Source organism: Streptomyces sp. UNOC14_S4, assembly GCF_020740835.1.
Lineage (GTDB): Bacteria > Actinomycetota > Actinomycetes > Streptomycetales > Streptomycetaceae > Streptomyces.
Map to the genome: position 1 here is coordinate 1 of NZ_JAINFC010000925.1, position 1,328 is coordinate 1,328.

At 75.4% G+C, this 1,328-nt stretch carries 2 protein-coding genes; both read left to right on the top strand.

Features of this window, described 5'->3' with window-relative positions; all coding sequences use genetic code 11:
• Nucleotides 1-776 (top strand): acetyl-CoA carboxylase biotin carboxylase subunit family protein (locus tag K6I34_RS37055; RefSeq protein WP_229332405.1); only part of this gene is annotated, 776 nt, incomplete at its 5' end.
• On the top strand, nt 773-1,328 hold a 556-nt coding region (locus K6I34_RS37060), incomplete at its 3' end, for an IucA/IucC family protein (protein WP_275127236.1). The genes K6I34_RS37055 and K6I34_RS37060, both read left to right, overlap by 4 nt.

Genomic DNA, 1,328 nt, shown 5'->3' on the forward strand with positions numbered 1-1,328 from the left:
CCGTCCCCTTCCCCTGCGTGCTCAAGCCGCGCGAAGGCGTGGCCAGCGAGGACGTCGTCCTCGTCGCCGACGCGGCCGAACTCGCCGCCCGCTGCGCGGAGATCCGCGCCCGGCGGCCCGGTGCCGCGCTGGTCGTCGAGGAGTATCTGGACGGGCCGCTGCACACCGTCGAGACCCTGGGCGACGGTGACACCCTGCACGTGCTCGGCGCCTTCCGGACCGGGCTCTCCCCGTTGCCGTACTTCGTCGAGGAACGGCTCGCCCTCCTCCCCGGGCCGCCCCGGCCGCACACCCGCGACGCCGTACGGCAGATCCGCGCCCTCGGCGTCGGCTTCGGCGCCTGCCACACCGAGTACATCGCACAGGGGGACCGCGCCCGCATCGTCGAGGTCAACTACCGTGCCATAGGCGACCAGTGCGACCTGGTGCTCGCCGACGCCCTCGGCGTCCCCCTCTTCGAACACATCCTCCGCATCCACCTCGGCGAGCCGCTCCCCGCGGACCTGGGGGCCCGGGCCGACGGGCGGGCGCGCGTGGAGTATGTCTGCGCCGATCGCGGCGGTACGCTCACAACGGCGCCTTCGGCGAGCGACACCCGGCTGGACGGGGTACGACTGGTGTACCGGCCGCTGCGCGCGACCGGCGAGACGCACCCGCTCCACCGCACCAACCGCGACTATCTCGGGGTGCTGCGGGCGACCGGCACCGACCAGGGCCGGATCGACCGGGCCGTCGAGGAATTCCTGGCCGTACAGCGCTGGGAGATCATGTCATGAGCCTGACCAACGGTGCCGTGCTGGAGGACGAGCTGCTCCGGCGCGTCCTGTCCACCCTGCTCCGCGAGGACACCTACGGACTGCGCAGCCGCGCCCGCGCCGAACACCGGCCCGACGGCGACTGGCTGCGCCTCAGCGCGGCGGGCGAAGCCCTGGCGCTCCCCGTCGGCCCCGAGGGCTTCCAGTGCGAGATCCAGGCCCGCCGCCCCCTGCTGGAGACCCGCGACGGCACGGTCACCGGGCTGCGCCCCGTCCTCGCCCGGCTGCGCCCGGCCGCGCCGCCGGAGGACCGGGCGGGCTACGACGCGTTCCTCGCCGAGTGCGACGCGGCCCTCGCCGCGATCCGGCTGCACAGCGAGGTGCGCGAGACGGTCGTCGCCCGGCTCGCCGCCGCGTACGGGCCGCACACCGCGCGCTGGACCGGGCCGCGCGCCTCCCTCGCGTACGACGCGCTCGCCGCCTTCCGCGACCACCCCGTCCACCCCACCGGACGGGCCCGCTCCGGGCTGACCGAGGGGCAGTTGCGCCGCTACGCACCCGAGTTCCACACCC